Consider the following 16,586-nt stretch of genomic DNA (forward strand, 5'->3'; position numbering starts at 1 on the left):
GCCGCGCAAGCGTTCCGGCACTTGGCCCACCGGCATTGCGATGTCAGTGGCGGGTGCCACAGTGGGGAAGTGAGCAAGCACGGAAGAACAGCAGGACAGCCCGGAACAGACAGGACAGCGAGGAGGGGGTGAGGTCCGGCCGTGACCGTCACCGGTGGTGTGGAGATGGGCGCGCAGGCCGCGCGCTCCCGGGCTCTTGCCGTGCTGCGCGTCCGCAGCCGTGCGCTGGCCGTCGCCCTGTTGCCGGCCGCCGCCGCCGTGATCCTGTTCGTCGGCGACTCCACCGGGCACCTCACGGGCGGTGGCTGGGCGGTCGTCCGCTGGGCCGCCCTCGTGCTCACGCTTCTCGTCCTGCCGGCCGCCGCCGGTGTCGCGCTGGTGGTGGCCCGTTCCCGGCCCGCCGTGACCCCCACGGTCACGATCGCCGAGGAGTCCGCTCCGGACCTCTACCGGATGGTGCGTGACCTGGCCGACCGGCTGGACGTGCCGGCCCCCTCGGCGATAGCGCTCACACCGGACTGCGACAGCTGGCTGGAGGACCGCACCCACCCGGCCCACGGCCCGCCCCCCGCCGAGAAGCACGACGACGTCACCGGTGTCGACGCGTCCGCCTCCCGCCGGACCGTCGCCGCCCCCGTGCTGGTCATCGGCTCGCCCTTCCTCTGGTGGATGCGCGTCGGCGAGCTGCGCGCCGTCCTCGCCCCGGTCGTCGCGGGCACGGGACCGTCCGCGCACCCCGACATAGCCGCGGCCCGCCGCTTCATACGGGGCCTGGACGCCGCGGTCGCGGTGGCCTCGGCGGACCGGCGCGAGCCGTTCTCCCGCGCGGTGTGCGCGGGGATCGGCCGGGTGTGCCGGCTGCTGCTGCGCAGCTGTCGCGTGCACGCGGCGGAGATGGAGCGCGGAGTCGCCGCGGCGGCCGCCGAGCGCGCGCAGGCCGTCGACTACGGCCTGCGGATCGTCGCGCAGGACCAGGTCGGGCTCGCCTACGCGGGCTGGGACCGGCTGCTGACCCGGGTGGCGCTGCCCGCCTGGCGGATGGGCCGCTGGCCCTCCCGGCTGGACGTGGGCGTCGTCGCCGCCCTCACGGAGCTGTCCCGCCGCGACCGTCTGGCCGAGGGCTTCGCCTCCCGTCTGGGCGAGCGCCCCGCCTGCGACCTGCTGGAGGAGCCCGGGGTGATGGACGAGGCGGTCTCCCTCCTCGCCGCGCGCCTCTTCCACGGAGGGCCCGCCGAGACCGGCGCCGACTGGTCGCCGGTCGGGTGGGACGAGTATGCCGAGGAGGTCGTCGACCGCACCTGGCGCACCGACGCGGCCCGCCTCCACCGTGTGCTGGACACCCTGGGCGTCCGCCGCGCCACCGAGGACGCCGCACCGGGCGCCGAGGGCCCGACCCTGGCCCGCGTCCTGGACCACCTCACGACCACCCCGGCCCCGCCCCCCGACTCCCCGCACGCCGGACCCGGCCCCCGTGACGGGACGGACGGCCCGTACCCGGCGCACACCGAGCGGGACACGCACCCGGGCCATCCCGGCCATCCCGACCACCCCGACCTCCGCACCCCAGGCCCCGGCGGCCACCCGGACAGCCCGGACCACGTGGATCATCCGCACCATCCGCACCACCCGCCGCATCCGGACCAACCGAACCTCGCCACCCCCGACGACGATGACGACCTCGCCGGCACCACCGCCCGCGGCGCCGCCCTGGCGGCCGGGCTCAGTGCCCAGCTGGCCCGCGAGGAGGCGGAAGCCCGGCCGGCCGGAGCAGGGCCCGCGGCCACCGCCCCCGGAGCAGCCGTGGCGCCCCCCGGCCCCGACGCGGCCGCCCTCTGGGACGACCGCGCGCTCCCGCTCCTCCCCCTGCAACCCCCGCGCACCGCCCGCGAGATCCTCACCGCCCACGTCACGGCGATGGTGTGCTGCGCGGCCATGGACACCGCCGGCGCGGCCCCGGGCCTCGACTGGCTCGACGGTCCCTCCCTGCTGATCGACGGCGCCCGAGCCGCCGAAGTGGCCCCCTGCGTCAGGAGCCTCGTCGAGACGGGCGACCCGGGCCCCCTGCGCACCTGGATGACCGAGCGCGGCATCCGTCCGGAGAAGCCGGTGCGTCTGGTCTGACCCCTGACCCCTGAGCCCTGACCCCTGACCCCTGAGCCCTGAGCCCTGACCCCTGCCCCCTGCCCGGTGCCCCCGCCCCCTGCCCCCGGCTCGGCACGCCGTGCGACCCCCGCCCATCAACGAAGCGGACACCGCGATTCCACTTTCGGCCACTTCGCAACGAACAGTGACAGCACGCGCGCGAAATGTGATGTGCTGGAGACCGAATCGCGCACATGGCAAAGGCGTTCGTCATACGCACGACCACGGGGGCACGAGGGAGGGGACTGTCCCATGGGGCCCGAGCAGATCCGCCGCTGGGAGTCGGGAGCACTCGCGCACGCCGTGACGGACCCCTTCGGACAGGGGCCCGTCCCCTGGCTGCGCGGCGGCGAGACCTACTTCGGCGACACCGGCCAGGTCGTCCCCTGGTACGCGGACCCGGACGCCGTACCGGACCCGGACGGCAGGCCCGGCACGCGGACCCGCCCGCGCGCCGACGGCGGCGGCCCGCGCGCGGCCGACGACGTCCGCCGCCAGATCAAGGGCTTCACCGCGACCGGAGCCGCCGCCCCCGGCGAGGCCATCGACTTCCACATCACCGTCGACCCGCCGCAGGAGTTCAGCGTCGACGTCTACCGGATCGGCCACTACGGCGGTGACGGCGCCGCCAAGATCACCACCAGTCCCCGCCTGTCCGGCATCGTCCAGCCCCCGCCGCTGACCGCCGACCGCACGGTCTCCTGCCACCACTGGTGGCTGTCCTGGCGGCTGCAGATCCCGTCGTACTGGAACATCGGCGCGTACGTCGCCGTGCTCACCACGGCCGACGGCTACCGCTCCCACGTGCCGTTCACGGTCCGCGACGGCCACCCCGCCGACCTGCTGCTCCTGCTGCCGGACATCACCTGGCAGGCGTACAACCTCTACCCGGAGGACGGCCGCACCGGCGCCAGCCTCTACCACGCCTGGGACGAGGAGGGCCGGCTGCTCGGCGAGTCGGACGCCGCGACGACCGTCTCCTTCGACCGGCCCTACGCGGGCGCGGGCCTGCCCCTGCACGTGGGCCACGCCTACGACTTCATCCGCTTCGCCGAGCGCTACGGCTACGACCTCGCCTACGCCGACGCCCGCGACCTGCACTCCGGCCGCATCGACCCGACCCGCTACCGCGGCCTGGTCTTCCCGGGCCACGACGAGTACTGGTCCGCCGCCATGCGCCGCACCACGGAAGCCGCCCGCGAGCACGGCACGTCGCTGGTCTTCCTCTCCGCCAACACCATGTACTGGCAGGTCGAGCTGGCCCCCTCCCCGTCCGGAGCCCCCGACCGCCTCCTGACCTGCCGCAAACGCCGGGGGCCCGGCCGGCCGGCGCTGTGGCGGGAGGTCGACCGCGCCGAACAGCAACTGCTCGGCATCCAGTACGCCGGCCGCGTACCCGACCCGCACCCGATGATCGTCCGCAACGCCGGACACTGGCTCTGGGACGCCACCGGCGCCCACGAGGGCGACGAGATCGAGGACCTGGTCGCGGGCGAGGCCGACCGCTACTTCCCGCGCACCCCGCTGCCCGAGCACGAGGAGCGGGTCCTGCTCGCCCACTCCCCGTACACCGACGTGGACGGCGCCCGGCGCCACCAGGAGACGTCGCTGTACCGGGCGCCGTCCGGCGCCTGGGTCTTCGCGTCCGGGACGTTCGCCTGGTCCCCGGCCCTGGACCGTCCGGGCCACGTCGACCCGCGTGTCCAGCGCGCCACGGCCAATCTCCTGGACCGCATCTGCAAACGCGACTGACGGCGGACGCGACCGCCCCGCTGTCCCCGGCGACCCCTCCGTACGGGACAATCGGAGGCATTGGACAGAACCACGGGGAGGAACCGTGTCCGGATTCGTCGAAAAGCCCGAGCCGCTCCAGGTTCCGGGTCTGGTGCATCTGCACACCGGCAAGGTGCGCGAGCTGTACCGGAACGAGGCGGGCGACCTCGTGATGGTCGCCAGCGACCGCATCTCCGCCTACGACTGGGTGCTGCCGACCGAGATCCCCGACAAGGGCCGGGTCCTCACCCAGCTCTCCCTGTGGTGGTTCGACCAGCTCGCCGACCTCGCCCCGAACCACGTCCTGAGCACCGAGCTGCCCCCCGGCGCCCCCGCCGACTGGGAGGGCCGCGCCCTGGTCTGCAAGTCCCTGCGGATGGTCCCCGTGGAGTGCGTGGCCCGCGGTTACCTCACCGGCTCGGGCCTGGCCGAGTACCAGCAGACCCGCACCGTCTGCGGCCTCGCCCTGCCCGAGGGCCTCGTCGACGGCTCGGAGCTGCCCGCCCCGATCTTCACCCCGGCCACCAAGGCCGAGGTCGGCGAGCACGACGAGAACGTCTCCTACGAGGAGGTCGCCCGCCAGGTGGGCGCGGACACCGCGGCCGCCCTGCGCCAGGCCACGCTCGCCGTCTACTCCCGGGCCCGGGACATCGCCCGCGAGCGCGGCATCGTCCTGGCCGACACGAAGTTCGAGTTCGGCTTCGAGGGCGAGGACCTGGTCCTCGCCGACGAGGTCCTCACCCCGGACTCCTCCCGCTTCTGGCCGGCCGACCAGTGGCAGCCGGGCCGCGCGCAGCCGTCGTACGACAAGCAGTTCGTGCGGGACTGGCTGACCTCGGCGGAGTCCGGCTGGGACCGGAAGAGCGAGCAGCCCCCGCCGCCGCTGCCCGAGCAGGTCGTGGACGCCACCCGCGCCAAGTACGTGGAGGCCTACGAGCGCCTGACCGGACTCAGCTGGTCGTAGGGCACCGGTTCGCGCACACGAAGAAGCCCCCGGCCGGAACCGGGGGCTTCCTCATACGGAGCGAACGACGAGGTTCGAACTCGCGACCTCAACCTTGGCAAGGTTGCGCTCTACCAACTGAGCTACGTTCGCACTGCGCCGTGCGGGTCCTCGACCGGAGTCGCGGGCTTCGCCGTGGCGCGAGAGCCACTATACCCAACCGCGCTCCCGGGCGAGCCGCACGGCCGCGTGCCGGTTCTCGGCTCCGAGCTTGCCGACGGCCGACGAGAGGTAGTTCCGTACGGTCCCCTCGGCCAGCGCGGCACGCTCGGCGATCTCCGCGACGGACGCCCCGTCGGCGGCGTGCTCCAGCACCTCGGCCTCGCGCGCGGTCAGCGGCGAGTCCCCGGCGGAGATCGCGTCGGCGGCCAACTCGGGGTCGACGTACCGGTTTCCGGCGTGCACCGTGCGGATCAGCTCGGCGAGCCGCTGGGCGCTGACCGTCTTGGGGACGAACCCCCGCACCCCCGCCGCGAGCGCCCGCTTCAGATGGCCGGGCCGTCCGTGACTGGTCACGATCAGCACCTTGCAGCCGGGCAGCTCGGCCCGCAGGGATGTGGCGACCTTCACACCGTCCGCGCCGGGCATCTGGAGGTCCAGGACGGCCACGTCCGGCGCGTGGGCGCGGGCCATCGCCAGCGCCTCCGGACCGGTGGCCGCCTCGGCGACCACGGTGAGGTCCTCCTCCAGGGACAGCAGGGCGGCCAGCGCCCCGCGGATGAGGTGCTCGTCGTCGGCGAGCAGCACCCGCACCGGGGTCGTCACGACGCGGCCTCCCGCACGGTCGCGGCGGCGGGGGGCAGCGGCACCTCGGCCGTGAGCCGGAACACGCCCTTGCCGGGCGACCCGGTCCGCAGGGTGCCGTCCACGGCGGACAGCCGCTCCCGCAGCCCCGCGAGCCCGGACCCCCCGCCGGAGGGAACCGGCCCGGCCCCCTCGGCCACCCCGTCGTTCTCCACCGTCAGCACCACACGTCCTTCCGACAGCCTCACCGTCACGGAGCACCTCTCCGCGTCACCGTGCCGCAGCACGTTGGTCGTCGCCTCCCGCACCACCCAGCCGAGCGCCGACTGCACCTCGGCGGGCAGGCCCGCCGTCTCACCCGTGACCCGGGCGTCGATGCCGGCCGCCGAGAGCACACCCCGGGCGCCGGCCAGTTCGACCTCGAGCACGACCTCCCGGTACCCCCGGACGACGTCCCGGACCTCGCGCTGCGACTCCTGCGCGATGCGCTGCACCTCGATCATCTGCTCCACCGCCTCGGACCGCCCGCGCCGGGACAGCTGCACGGCCAGCTCGCTCTTGAGGGCGATCACGGCCAGGTTCCGCCCCATCACGTCGTGCAGGTCCCGCCCGAAGCGCAGCCGTTCCTCCGCGACCGCGAGCCGGGTTCGGGTCTCCTTGGCCTCGTCGAGCGCGTAGACGGCGTTGAGCAGCCAGACCGAGAAGACCGAGGTGAAGGCCATGAACGCGCCGGCCACCAGCACGGCGCAGGCCATCGCGAGCGCGGCGAGGGCGGGCGTGCCCACCGCGATGGACAGGAGCCCGGCGCCGAGGGCGAAGCCGCCGACGACAGCGGCCACCCGCAGCCGGCTCCGCACCCCGAGCGAGATGACGCCGGCCCCGAAGCACAGCACCACGCTGAAGGTCGTGCCGGCCACGGTCTCCACCGCGTCGCCCCCCGGACCGCGTTCCGCGAGACCGATCGCGCCGAGGGCGATCACCGAGGTGAAGGCGGCCAGCCCCCACAGCAGCCGCACCGGCTGCGCCCGTCGGCCCAGGGTCCAGTCCAGGGACCGGGAGGCGACCAGCATGCAGGCCGAGGCGTGCGCCACGACCACCAGGGACGCCCCGGCGGCGAGCCGCGGTCCACCCTGTTCGACGCCGGTCAGGAGGATCACGAGAAGTTCGATGACCCCGAAGAAGTGGAACGACCACCGCGTGTACGTCTCCACCTTCGCCGGTGTGCTCTTCCGGCCCCACCAGCGCGTCGGCCTGCGCATGTCCCCGTTCGCCCCGCTCTCCCTGGTCCTGGCCCCGGTCCGGGTCCTCCCGTACGTCAGTGCCGCGGCTCCCAGCGGAACCACCGCCGTACAGCAAACACCGACACCACGGTCCAGGCCACCGCCGTGGCCACGGCGCCCAGGGCCTCGTAGGCCGACAGGTCACCGGTCCAGCCGCCGCGCACCAGCGTGATGACGGGCGTCAGCGGCAGCAGCTCGCACACGGAGGCGAGCCGGTCCGGGAGCAGCTCCAGCGGGATGAACAGGCCGGAGCCGAACAGCGCGACGAACATGAACGGCAGCGGGGTGACCTGCGCGCTCTCGCCGGTGCGGGTGAAGCTCGCGGTGACCGCCGCGAGCGCGGCGCACATCACGAGGCCCAGCAGCAGTCCGAGGACGGCGAGGTGGGGGGCCGAGGGCGCGGAGAGGTCCAGCAGGACGAAGCAGCCCACCGTGAGCAGCACGCTCTGGACGAGCCCGCTGAGAACGGCCGGCAGCGCGGACCCGCTCAGGATCTCCACGTCCCGCAGCTCGCCGGTGCGCAGCCGCTTGAGGACGAGTTCCTCGCGCCGGACGACGAAGACGCCGACGAGGGCGGAGTAGACGGCGAAGAGCAGGGAGAAGCCGATCGCGGCGGGCAGCACGAGGGTGCCGGTGGTCAGCCCGGCCGACGCGAGGTCCATCTCCTTGGACGCCTGCTGCACGCTGAACGGCAGCATCAGCGGTACGAACAGGGCGGCGAAGAGGGTGCCCTTGTTCCGTCCGAGCAGGATCATCTCGGCGCGGGCGAGGGCGGCCATGCGCCGTGTCGGCGTGGTGGCCGGCGCATGCGCGGCGCGTGCCGGGGGGTGCTCCGTGGCCGTGGTGTTCATGCCGCGTACTCCTTGGTCGTCGTTCCCTCGGCCGTCCTCGCGGACGCCTCCCGCGCGATCCCGAGGAACGCCTCCTCCAGGGATGCCGACCGGACGTCGAGGCGGTGCAGTTCCACGCCGGCCTGTGCGGCCCACACGAGCAGCCCGGTGGCCGCGCGCTGCAGTTCACGGGTGCGCAGCCGGACGATCCGGCCGTCGATCTCGTGGTCGCTCACTCCCAGCTCGCCGAGCGGCGGCAGGTCACCCACGAAGTAGCCCGCGGGCAACTCGAAGGAGATCCGGGAGGGCTGGGCGGCGGTCACCTCGGCAGGGGTTCCGGTGGCGGCGATCCGGCCCTCGTGCATGATCGCGAGCCGGTCGGCCAGGTTCTCGGCCTCTTCCAGGTAGTGCGTGGTCAGCAGCACGGTGGTGCCGCCGTCGCGCAGCGCGCTCACCAACTCCCAGGTGTCCCGGCGGCCTTCGGCGTCCAGTCCGGTGCTGGGCTCGTCCAGGAAGAGCACCTCGGGGTCGCCGAGCAGCGCGAGCGCCAGGTCCAGGCGGCGCCGCTGGCCCCCGGAGAGCTGCTTCACCCGGGTGCCGGCCTTCGTCTCCAGGCCGACCACGGCCAGCACCTCGGCCGGCGGCCGGGCCCCGCTGACGCACCCCGCCCACATCCGGGCGGTCTCGGCGACGGTCAGCTCGGAGGGGAAGCCGCCCTCCTGGAGCATCACGCCGGTGCGGGAGCGCACGGCGGCCCGCTCGGTGTACGGGTCGTGCCCGAGGACGCGCACCCGCCCGCCCGCCGGAGCGGCGAGGCCCTCCAGCAGTTCCACCGTCGACGTCTTGCCCGCGCCGTTGGTGCCGAGCAGCGCGAAGACCTCGCCGCGGCGCACGGAGAAGTCGATTCCGCGCACGGCCTCGAACCCGCCCCCGTACACACGCCGCAGGCCGGTGACCTCAATCACGTGTTCGTGTCCGTCTGATCGCATGGCTCAAGCATTCCGGCGCCCCGGGCCGTGCGGCAGTGCGGCGCGTCATCACCCGGCATGACAAATGTCAGGAGGGCGGGGCCCGGGTGGGGGATCCGCCCGGCTCCCGGACGCGGACACGCGACCCGAGCGCGGACGCACGAAAAGACCCCGGTCCGTGGAGGACCGGGGTCTGATTCCCGAGCGGACGACGAGGCTCGAACTCGCGACCTCAACCTTGGCAAGGTTGCGCTCTACCAACTGAGCTACGTCCGCATTGCCTCCGACCGGCCTTCACCGATCGGTGCGAGCACCAGCCTACCTGATCGAATACGCTGATCGGTACGGCGATGCAGAGCGGGTGACAGGAATTGCACACTGCGCCTTCCCCCTGGAAGGGGGATGTTCTACTACTGAACTACACCCGCATGTTCCGTGAGCTGGGCCTTTCGGCCTCGCCCCTCGGCGTGCTCCGAACTTTAGCTGATCACCCGGGGTGCTGCGCAAGTCGGTTGCCGCGAGGGGCGGCTGAGCGGCCGTCGGCCCGCGCGCGGGGAGCGGCCGCGACCCGCTCCCCGGCGAAAGCGGCGCGAGCGCCGCGCCCGGCTCACTGCGCCGCGGCGAACGCCTCGTACACCTTCTTCGGGATCCGGCCCCGCGCGGGCACGTCCATCTTGTTGGCCTGGGCCCAGGCCCGGACCGCCGCCGGGTCGGGGGCGACCTCCGTCTGCCGGTACGCCTTGCCGGAGCGCGACCGCTTGCGGCCGGCCGACACGTACGGCTCGAGGGCCGTGCGCAGTTTCCGGGCATTGGCTTCGTTCAGGTCGATCTCGTACATCCGGCCGTCGACACCGAAGGCGATCGTCTCCGCCGCTTCCGAGCCGTCGATGTCGTCAAAGAGAGTGACCACGACACGCTGCGCCACGAATATCGGTCCCTTCGTGCGGCATCTCCGCGGTGACGTGCCAGGACGTCGCGATGATGCCGACTGTTCGCCTGTAATTGGGCAAAGTATCGGCTAATCACATTTCATTTGTACAGTGCCCGGCATTGCAATGGGAAGCTCGACTAAATCCTCCCGCGTGTCCCCGCGCAATAGGCCACCGAGCCCGATCCGGGATCTTTCCCGAAGTTTTTCGAAGACGCCTCCTTCCGATGCTCGATCGTGATGGGGCTCACGTAGTTTCCTACAATGCTACGCGCGTAGAAATTTTGTACGGGTAGTCTGAAGGGACCTGCTCAGCACCACACACCGGGAGTGCCAGTGGCACGCGTCGTAGTCGACGTCATGCTCAAGCCGGAGATCCTCGACCCCCAGGGCCAGGCGGTGCAGCGCGCACTGCCGCGGCTGGGTTTCGAGGGGATCTCGGACGTACGTCAGGGAAAGCGATTCGAACTGGAAGTGGACGGGCCGGTCGACGACGCCGCCCTCGTCCGCATCCATGATCTTGCGGAATCCTTCCTCGCCAACACCGTGATCGAGGACTTCACCGTCAAGGTCGAGTCCGATGACGTAGTCGCGGGAGCCGCGAAGTGACCGCTCGTATTGGCGTCGTCACTTTCCCCGGCAGTCTCGACGACCGGGACACGCAGCGCGCGATCCGCGTCGCCGGCGCGGAACCCGTCGCCCTCTGGCACAAGGACAAGGACCTCAAGCAGGTCGACGCCGTGGTGCTCTGCGGCGGTTTCTCGTACGGCGACTATCTGCGGGCCGGCGCCATCGCGCGCTTCTCGCCGGTGATGGACACCCTCATCGACCAGGCGAAGGCCGGCCTCCCGGTGCTCGGCATCTGCAACGGCTTCCAGATCCTCACGGAGGCCCACCTGCTGCCCGGCGGGATGCTGGGCAACGACCACCTGCACTTCATCTGCCGCGACCAGAAGCTGCGGGTGGAGAACGCGGACACGTCCTGGACCAGCGACTACAGCGCCGGTCAGGAGATCCACATCCCGCTGAAGAACATGGACGGGCGGTACGTCGCCGACCGGCGCACGCTGGACGAGCTGGAGGCCGAGGGACGGGTCGCCTTCCGTTACGTCGACTTCAACCCGAACGGCTCGCTCAACGACATCGCCGGCATCACCAACGCCGCCGGGAACGTCGTCGGTCTCATGCCGCACCCCGAGCACGCCGTCGAGCCGCTGATCGGCACCGGCCGCACCGACGGCCTCCCGTTCTTCACGTCGATCCTCAAGAAGCTGGTCAACGCATGAGCCGGACGCCTCTGGACACGGTCGAGCACGCGGCCGAGACCCCCGACGTCGAGCTGCCCTGGGCCGAGCTGGGCCTGAAGAAGGACGAGTACGAGCGGGTCGTGGAGATCCTCGGCCGCCGCCCCACCGGGGCGGAGCTGGCCATGTACTCCGTCATGTGGTCCGAGCACTGCTCGTACAAGAGCAGCAAGGTGCACCTGCGCCAGTTCGGCGAGAAGGCCCCCGAGTCCGACGCGATGCTCGTCGGCATCGGCGAGAACGCCGGTGTCGTCGACGTCGGCCAGGGCTACGCGGTCACCTTCAAGGTCGAGTCGCACAACCACCCCTCCTACGTGGAGCCCTACCAGGGCGCGGCCACGGGCGTCGGCGGCATCGTCCGCGACATCATCGCGATGGGCGCCCGCCCGGTCGCCGTCGTGGACCCCCTGCGCTTCGGTGCCGCCGACCACCCCGACACCAAGCGCGTCCTGCCCGGCGTCGTCGCCGGCATCGGCGGCTACGGCAACTGCCTGGGCCTGCCCAACATCGGCGGCGAGGTCGTCTTCGACGCCTGCTACCAGGGCAACCCGCTGGTCAACGCCGGTGCCATCGGCGTGATGCGGCACGAGGACATCCACCTCGCCAAGGCGTCCGGCGCCGGCAACAAGGTCATCCTGTACGGGGCCCGCACCGGCGGCGACGGCATCGGCGGCGCCTCGATCCTGGCCTCCGAGACCTTCGACGACGCCAAGCCCTCCAAGCGCCCGGCCGTCCAGGTCGGTGACCCCTTCCAGGAGAAGCTCCTCATCGAGTGCACCCTGGAGGCGTTCGCCGAGAAGCTGGTCGTCGGCATCCAGGACCTGGGAGCCGCGGGCCTGTCCTGCGCGACCAGCGAACTGGCCTCCAACGGCTCCGGCGGCATGCGCGTCACCCTGGACGACGTGCCGCTGCGCGACTCCACGCTCTCGCCCGAGGAGATCCTCATGAGCGAGTCGCAGGAACGCATGTGCGCGGTCGTCGAGCCCGGCAAGGTCGACCGCTTCCTGGAGATCTGCGAGAAGTGGGACGTCATCGCCACCGTCATCGGTGAGGTGACCGACGGCGACCGCCTGGAGATCTACTGGCACGGCGGCAAGATCGTCGACGTCGACCCGCGCACGGTCGCCCACGAGGGCCCGGTCTACGAGCGCCCCTACGCCCGCCCCGAGTGGCAGGACGCCCTCCAGGCCGACGACGCGAACAAGCTGCCCCGGCCGGAGACGGGCGAGGAGCTGAAGGACCAGGTCCTGAAGCTGGTCGGCTCCCCGAACCAGGCGTCCAAGAAGTGGATCACCCAGCAGTACGACCACTTCGTGCAGGGCAACACCGTCCTCGCCCAGCCCGAGGACTCCGGCATGATCCGGGTCGACGAGGAGACCGGCCTCGGCGTCGCGATCGCCACGGACGGCAACGGCCGCTACGCCAAGCTCGACCCGTACACGGGCGCCCAGCTGGCCCTCGCGGAGGCCTACCGCAACGTGGCGACGACCGGCGCCAAGCCGCTCGCCGTCTCCGACTGCCTGAACTTCGGCTCGCCGGAGGACCCGGCGGTCATGTGGCAGTTCGCGGAGGCCGTGCGCGGTCTGGCGGACGGCTGCCTCCAGCTCGGCACCCCGGTGACCGGCGGCAACGTCTCGCTGTACAACCAGACCGGCGAGGCCGCCATCCACCCGACGCCGGTGGTCGCGGTGCTCGGCGTCATCGACGACGTGGCGCGCCGCACGCCGGTCGCCTTCCAGGAGGAGGGGCACCTGCTGTACCTCCTCGGCGACACGCGTGAGGAGTTCGGCGGCTCGGCCTGGTCCCAGGTGATCCACGACCACCTCGGCGGCCTGCCCCCGAAGGTCGACCTGGAGCGCGAGCGGCTGCTCGGCGAGATCCTGATCTCCGCCTCACGCGACGGCATGATCGACTCCGCGCACGACCTGTCCGACGGCGGTCTCGTCCAGGCGGTCGTCGAGTCGGCGCTGCTCGGGGAGAAGGGCGCGCGTCTGGTCGTACCGGACGGGCTCGACGCCTTCACCTTCCTGTTCTCCGAGTCGGCGGGCCGCGCGGTCGTCGCCGTCCCGCGCTCGGAGGAGCTCCGTTTCACCGACATGTGCGGCGCGCGCGGCCTGCCCGCCACCCGCGTCGGTGTCGTGGACGGGGACGCGGTGGAGGTCCAGGGCGAGTTCTCGCTCCCCCTGACCGAGCTGCGCGAGACCCACGAGGGCACGATCCCGGCGCTGCTGGCCTGACGTCGTCCCTCCGCACCGAAGCCCCCGCCCGGTCCACGGGCGGGGGCTTCGGCGTTCCGGTGCGGAACGCTTGCGCGGGATTACGTAATTACGTAATCTCATCCAAGTGGAGGAACTGGAGCACCGCGTAGCCGATCTCGAACGGCGCCTCGCCGCGCTGGAGTCCGCCGACCGGCCCGCACCCCACCTGGGCGCGGGCGACTTCTGGGCCCTGGAGGGCCTCAAGGAGCAGCTCGCCCGGATGCGGGCCGCCGACGGCGGCGTCCTGTTCACGGGTGCCGTCCGGCTGCCGGCGGGCGAGCAGTACGAATGGCAGCACGGCGCGCTCACCGACGGCCTGATGGACGCCGACTGGGCCGAATCGGCCGACGTGTTCGCCGCGCTCGGACATCCCGTCCGGCTGAGGCTGCTGCGCGAGATCCTCGGCGGCCGGCGCACCGCCACCGAACTGGCCGAGCTGGAGGAGGTGGGCACGACCGGCCAGATCTACCACCACCTGCGCCAGCTCACCGGCGCCGGCTGGCTGCACGCCGCCGGCCGGGGCCGCCACGAGGTGCCGCCGGGACGGGTCGTACCGCTGCTGGTGGTGCTGTCGGCGGCCCGCGGCTGACCGGAACCGGCACACGCGACCAAGGGGGAACCATGTCCGCACGCAAGCTCGCCATGATCACCTTCCGGGCCCTGCAACTGGGCTTCATCGCCCTGGTGACCGCCCACATCATCTTCGGCTTCGGGTATCCGATCCTCTGGAACCTCCTGCCACTGGCCGCGGCCTACGGCCTGATCACCGTCGTCAACCGCTGGGGCGGCGGCGCCCCGGGCACCCCGCGCACCGCCCGCGAGCCCGTCGAGGTCGGCCCGCCCGTGACCGGCCGCTGGTCCGCGCTGAACAGTCCGGCGAACCGCACTCCGAGCCACGGCGTCCACGCCTACGGCCAGACCTACGCCATCGACCTGGTCGCCGAACCGGAGCCCGGGGCACGCCCCGGCTTCCGCCTCCTGTGGCCGCCGGCCCGCCGCAACCGCGACTTCCCGGCGTTCGGCGCCCCGTTGCACGCGGTGGCCGACGGCACGGTCGTCCGGACCGACGACGGCCAGCGCGACCACCTCAGCCGCACCTCGCTGCCCGCGCTGCTGTACCTGATGCTCGTCGAGGGCTCGGTGCGCGAGATGGGCGGTGTCCGCCGGATCGTCGGCAACCACCTCGTGCTGGACCTCGGCGACGGCACGTACGCGCTGTACGCCCATGTGCGGCGCGGCTCGTTCGCCGTGCGCGAGGGCGAGCGGGTGCGCGCCGGCCAGGTGCTGGCCCGGTGCGGCAACTCCGGCAACTCCACCGAGCCGCACGTCCACTTCCAGCTGATGGACGGCCCCGACCCGGACACCGCCCGGGGCGTTCCCTTCACCTGGCGCGGCATCGGCGTCCCCCGCAACGGCGAGATCCTCGACGTACCCGAACCGGCGGACCACGCGGCGCACCGCGGCTGTTAGCTTCGTCGGGCCTCCTCCGTCTGTGACGGCCGACCGCAGATCCACACCATGACCCTCGCCCTCGGGTACCACAGGCTGGTGACCCCCCAGGCGGAGCAGCTCTTCCGCGCCTACGTCGACGACGTCACCGCCCGCCGCCACTGCACGGACCTCGTCCTCCCCGAGGGCTCCGCCTTCCGCGCCGACTAGGCTCGCCGCCATGCCGCCCGCCAGGAGACGCGCCCGCGCCTACGACCCCGCCCGGACCCGCACCGCCGTGCTGGCCCAGTTCGCCCACGTACGGGCGGCCGCCCGCGGCCTCACCCCCGAACAGCTCGCCCTGCCGACCCGGCTCGGCGACTGGACCGTACGGGAACTGCTCGCGCACATCGGCACGGCGCTCTCCGCCGTGCCCCGGCTGCTCGACGAGCCCGAACCCGCGCGCCAGGACGCCCGCCTGCTCGACTGGCCGTTCGCGACCGCCGCCGCCGCGGACACCGTCGCCGCCACCGCCCGGCGCCTCGCGGCGGACCACCCCGACCTCGACGCCCACCTCGCCGACGTGGAGCGGCGCTTCACCGACGGCCTCGCCGCACACCCCGGCACCCGGCTGCTGGCCACCCGCGCGGGCGCCCTGCCGCTGGACGACTACGTCGTCACGCGCACCGTGGAGCTGGTCGTCCACACCGACGACCTCGCCGCGGCCGTCCCCGGCCTCGACCTCCCCTACGACCGGCAGGCCCTGGCCGCCGCGACCCGGCTGCTGGCCGACGCGCTCGCCGCCAGGGCGCCCGGCGGCTCGACCGAGGTGCGGATCCCGCCGTACGCCGTGGTGCAGTGCGTCGAGGGGCCCCGGCACACCCGCGGCACCCCGCCCAACGTCGTCGAGACCGACCCGCTGACCTGGGTCCGACTGGCGTCCGGCCGGCTCGCCTGGAAGGACGCGGTGACCGGGGCGCAGGTGCGGGCGAGCGGCGAGCGGGCCGACCTCGGGGCGCTGCTGCCCCTCCTCGGCTGAGAACGGATCGCTGCCGAGGGGAACCCAACCCTCCGCACGTCCGTCGAATCGGCATGTACAGGCAGAAGCAGCAGCGCAACGTGACCCTGACCGTGGTGGCGCTCGCCGCGCTCGTGCCGCTCGCGGCGGCCTGCGGCGGCGAGAAGGCCGACGGTGGCAGCGGCTCCGTCGGTGCCGGCGAGCCCATCACCGGCGTCCGCTGGAGCATCGACAGCGTCACCGTCGACGGCACCACCCACAAGGCGCCGGACTCGGCGCACGTCCGGATCGAGGAGAGCGGCGAGGCGGTGGGCAGCACCGGCTGCAACACCTTCGGCGCCCGCGCCGCGGTCGAGGGCGGGCGCGTGCGGGTCAGCGACGCCATGTTCACCGAGAAGGCCTGCGACAAGACGCCCGCGGACTTCGAGAAGTCCCTCGGCCGCGCTCTCGCCGACGGCTCCCTCACCACCGAGAACGAGGGCGAACGCCTGACGCTCACCACCTCCGACGGCGACACCGTCAAGCTGAGCCGGCCCGAGGAGGCGTCCCTCTACGGCACCAAGTGGACCGTCACGGCCCCCGGCCAGCGGGGCCCCGCCCACCTCACCTTCGACCGGGACGCGAAGACCGTCGCCGGCCGGCTCCCCTGCAACCACGTCAACGCCAAGGCCACCGTCAGCGACGGCAGTATCACCCTCGGCGCCCCGTCCACCACCCGAATGATGTGCGAAGGCTCACTCATGGCCGCCGAGAAGCGCCTGCTGGGGCTCTTCGGCGGGACGGTCGAGTACCGGATCGACCACGAGACCCTCACGCTGACCAGCAAGGACGGCGTGACCGTCCGGGCCTTCGCCGATCGGTGATCCCCGGGTGAGCCGCCGTACCCAATTCGGACCAGTGGTCGACCTCG

At 72.8% G+C, this 16,586-nt stretch carries 16 protein-coding genes and 3 tRNA genes; 11 read left to right on the forward strand and 8 right to left on the reverse strand.

The window, feature by feature from the left end:
* Nucleotides 1-141: 141 nt before the first annotated feature.
* The 3 genes from ACGF5T_RS06545 (at nucleotide 142) to ACGF5T_RS06555 (ending at nucleotide 4,879) form a co-directional block, all read left to right on the forward strand.
* Nucleotides 142-2,121, forward strand: a complete 1,980-nt coding sequence (locus tag ACGF5T_RS06545) for a hypothetical protein (protein WP_366767641.1) — start codon at nucleotides 142-144, stop codon at nucleotides 2,119-2,121.
* A 273-nt stretch (nucleotides 2,122-2,394) separates the two neighbouring features.
* The gene (locus ACGF5T_RS06550) at nucleotides 2,395-3,894 is read left to right on the forward strand and encodes a N,N-dimethylformamidase beta subunit family domain-containing protein (protein ID WP_366767640.1); all 1,500 of its coding nucleotides are present in this window, start codon (nucleotides 2,395-2,397) and stop codon (nucleotides 3,892-3,894) included.
* A gap of 85 nt (nucleotides 3,895-3,979) precedes the next feature.
* Nucleotides 3,980-4,879, forward strand: coding sequence for a phosphoribosylaminoimidazolesuccinocarboxamide synthase (locus tag ACGF5T_RS06555; protein ID WP_366767639.1), 900 nt, complete (start codon nucleotides 3,980-3,982; stop codon nucleotides 4,877-4,879).
* 59 nt (nucleotides 4,880-4,938) lie between these two features.
* Here the strand turns inward: ACGF5T_RS06555 and ACGF5T_RS06560 are convergent.
* The 8 genes from ACGF5T_RS06560 to ACGF5T_RS06595 form a co-directional block, all read right to left on the reverse strand.
* Nucleotides 4,939-5,011, reverse strand: a tRNA-Gly gene (locus ACGF5T_RS06560).
* Nucleotides 5,012-5,068: 57 nt separating this feature from the next.
* Nucleotides 5,069-5,683 (reverse strand): response regulator transcription factor, encoded by a 615-nt coding sequence (locus ACGF5T_RS06565; RefSeq protein WP_356602875.1) that lies wholly within the window; start codon nucleotides 5,681-5,683, stop codon nucleotides 5,069-5,071.
* A complete protein-coding gene (locus ACGF5T_RS06570) occupies nucleotides 5,680-6,921 on the reverse strand; it encodes a histidine kinase (RefSeq protein WP_366767638.1) in 1,242 nt (413 codons plus the stop codon). Before ACGF5T_RS06570 ends, ACGF5T_RS06565 begins: the two co-directional genes overlap by 4 nt.
* Nucleotides 6,922-6,977: 56 nt before the next feature.
* Nucleotides 6,978-7,793, reverse strand: coding sequence for an ABC transporter permease (locus ACGF5T_RS06575; protein WP_366767637.1), 816 nt, complete (start codon nucleotides 7,791-7,793; stop codon nucleotides 6,978-6,980).
* Nucleotides 7,790-8,761: an ABC transporter ATP-binding protein gene (locus ACGF5T_RS06580; protein WP_356602881.1), complete on the reverse strand. Its 972-nt coding sequence runs from the start codon at nucleotides 8,759-8,761 to the stop codon at nucleotides 7,790-7,792. The genes ACGF5T_RS06575 and ACGF5T_RS06580 overlap by 4 nt, the downstream gene beginning before the upstream one ends.
* A 182-nt stretch (nucleotides 8,762-8,943) precedes the next feature.
* Nucleotides 8,944-9,016 (reverse strand) — tRNA-Gly (locus tag ACGF5T_RS06585).
* Between the two features lie 80 nt (nucleotides 9,017-9,096).
* Nucleotides 9,097-9,168 (reverse strand) — tRNA-Gly (locus ACGF5T_RS06590).
* A gap of 179 nt (nucleotides 9,169-9,347) precedes the next feature.
* Entirely contained in the window at nucleotides 9,348-9,665 is a 318-nt protein-coding gene (locus ACGF5T_RS06595; RefSeq protein ID WP_356602883.1) for an Lsr2 family protein, read from the reverse strand.
* A 339-nt stretch (nucleotides 9,666-10,004) separates the two neighbouring features.
* Between ACGF5T_RS06595 and purS the strand changes: the two genes are divergently transcribed.
* The 8 genes from purS (at nucleotide 10,005) to ACGF5T_RS06635 (ending at nucleotide 16,539) form a co-directional block, all read left to right on the forward strand.
* Entirely contained in the window at nucleotides 10,005-10,277 is a 273-nt protein-coding gene (gene purS, locus ACGF5T_RS06600) for a phosphoribosylformylglycinamidine synthase subunit PurS (protein ID WP_366767636.1), read from the forward strand.
* A complete protein-coding gene (gene purQ, locus ACGF5T_RS06605) occupies nucleotides 10,274-10,954 on the forward strand; it encodes a phosphoribosylformylglycinamidine synthase subunit PurQ (RefSeq protein ID WP_366767635.1) in 681 nt (226 codons plus the stop codon). Before purS ends, purQ begins: the two co-directional genes overlap by 4 nt.
* The gene (gene purL / locus ACGF5T_RS06610) at nucleotides 10,951-13,209 is read left to right on the forward strand and encodes a phosphoribosylformylglycinamidine synthase subunit PurL (RefSeq protein WP_366767634.1); all 2,259 of its coding nucleotides are present in this window, start codon (nucleotides 10,951-10,953) and stop codon (nucleotides 13,207-13,209) included. The genes purQ and purL overlap by 4 nt, the downstream gene beginning before the upstream one ends.
* Before the next feature lie 106 nt (nucleotides 13,210-13,315).
* Nucleotides 13,316-13,819: a winged helix-turn-helix domain-containing protein gene (locus tag ACGF5T_RS06615; RefSeq protein WP_361018408.1), complete on the forward strand. Its 504-nt coding sequence runs from the start codon at nucleotides 13,316-13,318 to the stop codon at nucleotides 13,817-13,819.
* Between the two features lie 32 nt (nucleotides 13,820-13,851).
* Nucleotides 13,852-14,700: a M23 family metallopeptidase gene (locus ACGF5T_RS06620; protein ID WP_356602891.1), complete on the forward strand. Its 849-nt coding sequence runs from the start codon at nucleotides 13,852-13,854 to the stop codon at nucleotides 14,698-14,700.
* Nucleotides 14,701-14,748: 48 nt separating this feature from the next.
* Nucleotides 14,749-14,889 (forward strand): hypothetical protein, encoded by a 141-nt coding sequence (locus ACGF5T_RS06625; protein WP_361018402.1) that lies wholly within the window; start codon nucleotides 14,749-14,751, stop codon nucleotides 14,887-14,889.
* Nucleotides 14,890-14,899: 10 nt separating this feature from the next.
* A complete protein-coding gene (locus tag ACGF5T_RS06630) occupies nucleotides 14,900-15,697 on the forward strand; it encodes a sterol carrier family protein (RefSeq protein WP_366767633.1) in 798 nt (265 codons plus the stop codon).
* A gap of 53 nt (nucleotides 15,698-15,750) precedes the next feature.
* Nucleotides 15,751-16,539: an META domain-containing protein gene (locus ACGF5T_RS06635; RefSeq protein ID WP_366767632.1), complete on the forward strand. Its 789-nt coding sequence runs from the start codon at nucleotides 15,751-15,753 to the stop codon at nucleotides 16,537-16,539.
* Nucleotides 16,540-16,586 lie beyond the last annotated feature (47 nt).

It is taken from the genome of Streptomyces sp. NPDC047853 (assembly GCF_043204535.1).
Classification (GTDB): domain Bacteria; phylum Actinomycetota; class Actinomycetes; order Streptomycetales; family Streptomycetaceae; genus Streptomyces.

Bases quoted from the DNA above. Each gene is read 5' to 3' on its own strand.
- ACGF5T_RS06550 (WP_366767640.1), top strand. From the start codon at position 2,395: ATGGGGCCCGAGCAGATCCGCCGCTGGGAGTCGGGAGCACTCGCGCAC.
- ACGF5T_RS06570 (WP_366767638.1), bottom strand. From the start codon at position 6,921: ATGCGCAGGCCGACGCGCTGGTGGGGCCGGAAGAGCACACCGGCGAAG.
- ACGF5T_RS06575 (WP_366767637.1), bottom strand. From the start codon at position 7,793: ATGAACACCACGGCCACGGAGCACCCCCCGGCACGCGCCGCGCATGCG.
- ACGF5T_RS06580 (WP_356602881.1), bottom strand. From the start codon at position 8,761: ATGCGATCAGACGGACACGAACACGTGATTGAGGTCACCGGCCTGCGG.
- purL (WP_366767634.1), top strand. From the start codon at position 10,951: ATGAGCCGGACGCCTCTGGACACGGTCGAGCACGCGGCCGAGACCCCC.
- ACGF5T_RS06620 (WP_356602891.1), top strand. From the start codon at position 13,852: ATGTCCGCACGCAAGCTCGCCATGATCACCTTCCGGGCCCTGCAACTG.
- ACGF5T_RS06625 (WP_361018402.1), top strand. From the start codon at position 14,749: ATGACCCTCGCCCTCGGGTACCACAGGCTGGTGACCCCCCAGGCGGAG.
- ACGF5T_RS06630 (WP_366767633.1), top strand. From the start codon at position 14,900: ATGCCGCCCGCCAGGAGACGCGCCCGCGCCTACGACCCCGCCCGGACC.
- ACGF5T_RS06635 (WP_366767632.1), top strand. From the start codon at position 15,751: ATGTACAGGCAGAAGCAGCAGCGCAACGTGACCCTGACCGTGGTGGCG.